Consider the following 7,551-nt stretch of genomic DNA (forward strand, 5'->3'; position numbering starts at 1 on the left):
ATGCACATATCGGGTGAATCGGACAAGGCCGACGGACAAGTGCATAAGAGTATGACGGATAGAAAAACAGAGACCCTGAATGGGGCAAAGACCAACTTTGGGGAGGAATGTGTCAACATCTGCACTCTCTTTGCGCAATGAAACACCTGATCACGGGTTCAGGCTCAAATAACCACAGTGGCAGCAGTTACTATGCCAATAATCAGGGTTAAAAAAGCGTTGAGACGAGCAGGGGATTTAAGCGGGTAAAGCGCAATTGCGAAGCCCTGTCATTATTTTACACAGGGCTGTGAACGAAGCGGGTAGCGAAGCCGTGAATTCGGCCTCGAGTTATTTAGTCCAGCCTTTTAACCTGGCTATAGTCTTTGTTTAGCAAGCTTTCTGGGATATAGATTACGGCAATATTTAAACTGCGATCGTCATCAGATAGCATGGCCGACTGGATCTGAATTTTAGTGCCATCCCGGCTAAATGTGGGGTGCGTATGATCTTTGGCTGTGGTTTTGTGCCCTGCGCTGAGTAGTATCATCTCATCGGTAGTGCGGTCGATTAGATATAAGCTTCGCTCAAAATCATCGCCCACTGCCCAGCGCCCGTCGGGAGAACCATGTACATGCCACAGACCACTGCCACTGCGGGTTTGGCCGGCTATACGCATTTCATTGGTGCGCAAATTCACTATCCCCAGCCCGGTGGGTTTAAGGCGGCTCGCAGAAGGGCCCCAATCATCATGGGTGCCAACATCGCGATGACCCATAATGGCGAAAGCGACCTCATCGCGGGTGATAACCGCTTCATGGGTTACCCATTCATAATCCGCTTCGGGATACAGGGGTTTTACTTCACCTCCCACTTTCATGGTCCACATGCGTTGCGGTGACTTACCACCGGTTTCCCAGCAAAATATCAGTTCCCGGGATACCCAGGGATTGGTTTGGATATGTCCAAGTTGAAAAGGCAGCGCGACTACCATGGCAATTTTGCCTGTTGTCAGATCCATACTGGCGATGCCCGTTGGGCCTGCGCCCATGTTTCGGGGGCCAAAGTTGCTTTCGGGTTTGGTGCCCTTAGGCAGGTACCGTGCTGCTTCTTCGCGACCAATTCGAAAATAGATAATATCTTCAGCAGCGTCCAGTGCCATATCGCCACCCGCGCCCATACTGCCAGGTACAATACCCACTACACGCTGATAATGGCTTGCAGGCTTAACACGTTTTGCCATGACATCGGTAAGCAGCGCACCGGTATTCACCTCGACGATTTGCTTGTCGTTTTCGCTGTTACCGTAACGCGGTTGCGCATCGGCAGCAAAACTGGCATCGCGCATCAGGTATAATTTATTGGAACGCTGCGCATTCACCAACATGCCGAAATAGCCACCTTCACTTACCTGAACTAGCGTACCATCCTGTTCGTTAACGGCCATGGCTTCGCCCGGTACGCGATTACTGCGAAATACCAGCCAGTTGCCATCGGCAGTCCATTGGGGGTGAGTAGGGTATATTTTGGAATCGCCGGCGGGCTGACTGGTCAGAAAGGCGATGTTTACACCCGTCACGGGATCGGTAATGACTTTGCGTTCAGACGCAAAGGTATCGCCTATTTGTGCTAATACCCTGTCAGGGGCGAGGGCAACACACAGTACGGCGCCTATCAATAATGGTGTTACGTGCTTACGCAGCATCCTATTTCTCGCTTGTTGAAGTTATAAAACCACACGAGAAAACCACAAGAACGAAACGTAAGCGAATAGTTATTGAATTTTGTATAACATGTGAAACTTAACGTTAATCAACATCAGGCAACAATTATTTCGCTGCCCGCTGAACAACCCGTTGCGCGAGTTCAGCTATCCGAATATTTTGTTCCATTGCGGATGTTTGCAGTTTTCTGTAAGCCTGTTGTTCGGATATTTTACCTTGTTGCATAAGCAGTAATTTAGCTCGATCGATCACTTTTTGTTCGTTGAGGGCTTGTTTGGCTGCGGCTAGCTGACCGGCCATTTCTTCAATGCGCTGAGACTGCCCACGAATCAGCTCGTAAAAGGATTTGTGCGCTGACAGGGTAGCGGATTCAACCAGATCGTCTTCTCTTATCTCAGCGCCGCGCAAGCCTTTAACCGAACTATCAAACAACATGGTAAACGGAGAACCAGCGTGTGCAGGCGTATTGTTTAACGACGCAACCAGTAGTTCGTGATTACGCAATTCATCCTCAGCCTGCTTAATTCTTAGCTCAGCTTGCTGGTTAAGTCGCGTAGTCAGGTGTTCTTCAATGAGCTGCATGGCATCGATACGCTGTGTTGCAATGTCGTACCATACTTCACTGAGTTCCGACGAACAGCCACCGCCTTTTGCCAGTGAACAAATCATTTCCCGCAGCCGCTGAATATTGCCCGACACTTCGCCTGTGGCAAGCGCGTTCCACATCGCTTGTTCTTCGGTATCAGCGAAATTGGAAAAGGTTTCAAAGCACTGCTGCTGGGACTCAGTAAGAGTGTGGATCCTGTCGCATAACGTACTGTCAAACTGGCTTTCGGAGAAGCCAATTGCGCCCCAGGCGCGTTCCTGTCCAGCGTATTCCTTACCTTGCATAAAGTTGAACAAGGCAACCAGCAGACGGGTCATTTCCGGATCGCTGGCCACATCGGCGGCTTCAAAAATAACGTCAAGTAATCCGGCAATCAGACGGCAGTAAGCGTTTGTCGACTCAAGGGTATTTACCTGTAAAGCCGATACTTTTTCACGTAAATTTGGCAAGTGATCCATGCCCTGCAACGCAAACGTGATGCTGCTGAGCAAACGCATCGACTGACCGTTATCGTGATTGCCAAGGTAGAGTGATTTAAGCAGGCTTCGCAAATCCTGTTCGCATTCCTGACTGCTCTGAATTTGTTGTTCGCGTTGGGCTGAAAAGCGATCCCCTTTGGAACCCAGAAACACATTCGACATCCCACGTTCCCGTTGCAACTGGTGGATCATGTCTTTAATTGCTTCCACGGTACGACAGTTCGACGATAAATGGTGAAGTGCCTGAATTTCCTGGTACTTGGCTGCCAGCAAAAAGCGCTTGGTAATTTCGCTGTGTTTTCCCATGGCGATCTCAAATAGCGTGTTGATAAAAAACTGAAGCAAAAGCCATTCCTGTTTAGTGTTCCTTGCATAATTCATTGAAAAACAGATTAAATTGGTGGGTTTATAGGCAATTTTCCGGTGCATAGCTCGAATATCACTATTAATTGTGCGAATACATAGTTAAACGAGGCACTATTTTGGTGAATTTGCGCCATTTTGGCGCATTTGAATTGAGGTTTGGGTATTCACTTGTCTCTTTCTAAAAGATTTATCTGGCTGATTTTTATGGTTAATTTTTAATCTTAACCAAGTTGGCAAGAAACTTGGTACGTGAAGTGTGCAAGTCTTAGGGATTTGCCAACAGCACGAGATTGGACAAAGGCGTCCGCGACTGCTCCTCAACGGGAGTGGTGCGGGCGCTTTTTTGTGCGTGAAAAACGGCAGCGAACGTAGCAGTGAACGCTGTGCACTCTTTAATAACAGTAAGGTGATTGATTATGGCGTATCTACTTCCTTCGGAGTTTGTGACCAAGATGGTCGACGCGGGTGAATCTAAGATTTACATGTCTACCCGTGATACTTTAATTCGGGCTTATATGGCAGGAGCCATTCTGGCACTTGCAGCCGTATTTGCAGTAACCATTGCTGTACAAACCGGCGTATTCCTGATTGGTGCTATCTTGTTCCCGGTGGGCTTTTGTATGCTCTACTTAATGGGCTTCGACCTGTTAACCGGTGTGTTCGTACTGGCACCTTTAGCCTGGCTTGCCAAACGCCCCGGCGTAACCTGGCCGCAAATATTGCGCAACTGGGGGCTGGTGTTTGTGGGTAACTTTGCTGGCGCATTAACCGTGGCATTCATGATGTCATTCATTTTTACCATGGGCTACAACACCGACGGCGGTGCTATTGCCACAAAAGTAGCGGGTATTGGTGAAGCGCGTACACTGGGTTATGCAGAATATGGCGTAGCAGGCTGGATCACTATCTTTATTCGCGGCATGCTGTGTAACTGGATGGTATCGCTGGGCGTTGTTGGCGCAATGATTTCAACTAACGTGAGCGGCAAGGTGCTGGCTATGTGGATGCCTATCATGTTGTTCTTCTTTATGGGCTTTGAACACTCGGTTGTGAACATGTTCCTGTTCCCGTTTGGTTTGATCATGGGTGGTGACTTCTCCATCATGGATTACTTCATCTGGAATGAAATTCCAACTGCACTGGGTAACCTGGTGGGTGGTTTGGCATTTACCGGTCTGACCCTGTACTCAACCCACTACAAAACGGCACCTAAACGCACTCTTGCGGGTGGCGGTGCGCCTAAAGCTGTTCCAGCAGCCAAGGTTAACGATAAGGTATAACGTTTGTGTTAACTGTTCGCTGGGGCGCATGCTCCAGTAGCGGCATCAAGCCAATCAATCAGGACTGTCAGGCAATGACAGTGCCTGATTGTGCCGTTTTAGGGCGGCGGGGTGTGGTGGCAAGCATAGCGGATGGGATCAGTAGCAGCCAGGTTAGTCAATACGCCAGTGAACTGGCTGTTACACATTTTAATCGCGATTACCTGCTGACCAGCGAAAACTGGTCATCAGCCAGAGCAGCGCGAAAAGTGTTGGAAACCATCAACACCGCCTTATACATAAAAAGTGCTCATAGCCCCTATCAGGGGAATCCGGACAGGGGTTATGTGTGTACGTTTTCTGGTGTGATCCTGCAGCACAACAGTGCAACCGTTATTCACTGTGGTGACAGTACAATATTGCATTGTCGCGGTGATAACGTAACACAGTTAACCCAGGCGCACACGGGCGTATCAGAGAGTGGTCAGCAGTACCTTGCCAATGCACTGGGCATAAAGCCGGCACTCGACGTGGATATTCAACTCATCGATATTGAACCCGGCGACAAATTTGCGTTGATGACCGATGGGGTTGCAGACTACGTGAACGCTGCAACCCTGTTTAACGGTATGCCGGAAAACCACGATCAGCTTACCGAGTACTGTGAACAGGTGGTAGAGAACGCATTGGTTGCCGGTAGTTCGGACAACCTGACTATTCAATTACTGGTGGTAGCCAGTACAGCAACCGGTGTTATTTCCCCGTACGACGAACATGGCATTCTGCCCAGAAATCCGCATCTGGACATCGGTGCCACTATCGACAACTGGCAATTGTTAACCTGCCTGAGTCGTTCTGATCGCAGCGATGTGTTCATTGCACAGCATGAAACCACGCTAAAGCGGGCGGTGTTTAAAGTGCCGTCAACTACGCAAAGTAACAATGCTGGCTTTCTGGACGACATGGCCAAAGAGGAGTGGGTAGCGCGTAGGGTAAACAATCCCCATGTAATGAAAACCGTCGAGTCAGATGAGTACCGAAGTACGTTTTACACCCTAACTGAATTTCTTGACGGGCAAACCCTGCGCCAGCACTTGCTAGACAAGGGTCAGGCAACAGTGAAGCAAGTCCGAGAGTGGGCCGCTCAATTAGTAACTGCGCTTACTGCATTGCATCGAAAAGGCATTCTACATCAGGATATCAGGCCGGAGAATATACTGTTAACCCACACCGGCAGGCTGGTATTAATTGACTTTGGCAGCGCTAGTATTGATGGTCATCAGTTTTTAGACGACCCAAATCAACTTATTATCCCCGGTGATTTACTATACAGTGCACCTGAATATTTTGTGGGCCTGTGGGCCAATGAACAGGCTGACCAGTACGCGCTTGCCTGTGTGCTTTATTACGCGTTATCCGGCGGTCATCCCTATGGCACATCGGTCGCCAAAACAACCAGTTACAGTGCATTACACAAACTGCGTTATCAGCGTTTGCTTCAAAGGGATGTGTTGGTGCCTGTCTGGCTGGATGAAACGATGAAACGCGGATGTCATCCGCAGGCTGGCAAACGTTATCCAAGCCTGTCTGAATTTCTGTATGACCTACAGCATCCAAACCCGGGATATCAACAAGTACTGCCTCTGGCAGAGCGCAATCCGGTGAGGTTTTGGCAAACCGTGTCGGGTGTATTAGCAGTGTTATTGGCGTTGGCGTTAATTCGATAAGCAACCCACTTAACCATGATAGTGCACCTGTGCAGCCGTCATTGCATCAAATTGGTGCGATTTGGGTTGTGAGGAAGTACGAGTAAATTACTAACTCATTGAAAATTAACGTGTCTAATTATTGGCATCGATCTTGATAGTACCTCATTAAGATGCCGATTCATTTGTATTGCGCCATCACACAATTTAAAAGCTAACGCTAAACAGGCAACGGAGCCCATGACCCTGAAAGGTCGTGGGCTTTTTTTTGTCTCCAAGAAAGGTGAACAAAATGACTTCTTCTTCACAACAACGCATCGTCATTGTCGGAAACGGCATGGTAGGCCATCATTTTGTTGAGCAGTTAATCAACAGCCAGCATGATTGCCACGTAACGGTTTTAAGCGGTGAAGGCCGTTTGGCCTATGACCGGGTTTACTTATCGTCATACTTTGCAGGTAAAACGGCAGAAGATTTAGCCATGACCACGCCTGAAACCTATGAGCAGTGGGGCGTGGATGCGCGAATTAATGCGCGGGTGAACACTATCGATCGCGACGCCAAAGTGGTTACTCTGGAGAGCGGTGAAACATTTGAATACGACAAGCTTATTCTGGCTACCGGCTCCTATCCGTTTGTTCCACCTATTCCGGGCAACGATCAGCCACACTGTCTGGTATACCGCACCATTGAAGATCTGGAAGCAATCAGCGCTTCGTCTGCACAAAGCAAGGTAGGCGTTGTAGTGGGGGGCGGATTGTTGGGGCTCGAAGCCGCTAATGCACTGAAACAAGCCGGTCTTGAAACCCACGTGGTGGAATTTGCACCTCAGTTAATGGCCGTGCAGCTGGACATGATGGGCGGTCAACAGCTCAAAGTGAAAATTGAGGAGCTGGGTGTGAAAGTGCACACTCAGAAGGCCACTCAGGAAATTGTTGCAGGCGAATCCTGCCGCTACCGTATGAATTTCTCTGATGGCAGCTTTTTAGAAACTGATTTAATTTTGTTCTCAGCCGGGATCCGACCCAGCGACCAGTTGGGTCGCAGCAGTGGGCTGACCATGGGCGAGCGCGGCGGTATTGTGATCAACAACCAGTGTCAAACGTCGGATCCCGATATTTACGCTATTGGTGAATGTGCCCTGTGGGACAACCGCATTTATGGCCTGGTTGCACCTGGCTACGCCATGGCCCGAGCAGCGGTAGCCGATCTTACCGGCGGTAAAGGCGAGTTTGCTGGTGCCGACATGAGTACCAAACTCAAATTAATGGGCGTAGAAGTAGGCTCCATTGGTGATGCGCATGTAAAAACGCCTGGCGCACTGGTTTACACGTACCACAACCAACCTGATGGTGTGTATAAAAAACTGGTGCTGGATCCTACCAAATCCTTTGTGATTGGTGCTGTTCTGGTTGGCGATACCAGCGACTA

General features: G+C 49.1%; 5 protein-coding genes. 3 read left to right on the top strand and 2 right to left on the bottom strand.

Going from position 1 to position 7,551, the window contains the following annotated elements; all coding sequences use genetic code 11:
* Window positions 1-334: 334 nt before the first annotated feature.
* Window positions 335-1,684, bottom strand: coding sequence for a hypothetical protein (locus ACLR2L_RS17215; protein WP_413369868.1), 1,350 nt, complete (start codon window positions 1,682-1,684; stop codon window positions 335-337).
* A 124-nt stretch (window positions 1,685-1,808) separates the two neighbouring features.
* Window positions 1,809-3,134 carry a nitrate- and nitrite sensing domain-containing protein gene (locus tag ACLR2L_RS17220; protein WP_413369870.1) on the bottom strand — a complete coding sequence of 442 codons (1,326 nt, stop codon included), beginning with the start codon at window positions 3,132-3,134 and terminating at the stop codon, window positions 1,809-1,811.
* A 437-nt stretch (window positions 3,135-3,571) separates the two neighbouring features.
* Here ACLR2L_RS17220 and ACLR2L_RS17225 point away from each other — a divergent pair, with 437 nt between their 5' ends.
* The 3 genes from ACLR2L_RS17225 to ACLR2L_RS17235 form a co-directional block, all read left to right on the top strand.
* A complete protein-coding gene (locus ACLR2L_RS17225) occupies window positions 3,572-4,435 on the top strand; it encodes a formate/nitrite transporter family protein (RefSeq protein WP_413369872.1) in 864 nt (287 codons plus the stop codon).
* 5 nt (window positions 4,436-4,440) lie between these two features.
* On the top strand, window positions 4,441-6,141 hold the full coding sequence (locus tag ACLR2L_RS17230) for a protein kinase domain-containing protein (protein ID WP_413369874.1): 1,701 nt from the start codon (window positions 4,441-4,443) through the stop codon (window positions 6,139-6,141).
* Window positions 6,142-6,412: 271 nt separating this feature from the next.
* The coding region (locus ACLR2L_RS17235; protein ID WP_413369876.1) for an FAD-dependent oxidoreductase at window positions 6,413-7,551 on the top strand (1,139 nt) is incomplete at its 3' end.

It is taken from the genome of Alteromonas sp. AMM-1, from assembly GCF_047290655.1.
Taxonomy (GTDB): domain Bacteria; phylum Pseudomonadota; class Gammaproteobacteria; order Enterobacterales; family Alteromonadaceae; genus Alteromonas; species Alteromonas mangrovi.

Coding starts and splice junctions, on each gene's coding strand:
- ACLR2L_RS17215 (WP_413369868.1), bottom strand. CDS start 1,684: ATGCTGCGTAAGCACGTAACACCATTATTGATAGGCGCCGTACTGTGT.
- ACLR2L_RS17225 (WP_413369872.1), top strand. CDS start 3,572: ATGGCGTATCTACTTCCTTCGGAGTTTGTGACCAAGATGGTCGACGCG.